1 pseudogene is annotated in these 233 nt (G+C 72.1%); it reads right to left on the bottom strand.

What is annotated here, in order from left to right:
• A pseudogene (locus KVT44_RS57245) lies at positions 1-233 on the bottom strand (Sir2 family NAD-dependent protein deacetylase); the annotation flags it as partial.

Genomic DNA, 233 nt, shown 5'->3' with positions numbered 1-233 from the left:
CGTCGGCCCGGTCGTCGTACGGCGCCGGCTCGGCGTTGACGATGATCAGCCGGGCTCCGTGATCGGCGGCGACACCGCCGAGCCCGGCGGCGGGCTGCACCTGCAGACTGCACCCGACGGCGATGAACACCTGGCACGCCTTGGTGATGGCGACCGCCACGCCGAGGACCACAGGGTCGAGCCGCACGCCGAACATCACGGTCGCCGACTTGAGGATGCCGCCGCACTCCAGG

It is taken from the genome of Streptomyces sp. GbtcB7 (assembly GCF_019091445.1).
Lineage (GTDB): Bacteria > Actinomycetota > Actinomycetes > Streptomycetales > Streptomycetaceae > Streptomyces > Streptomyces mirabilis.
This window is presented reverse-complemented; position numbering and strand designations above follow the sequence as displayed.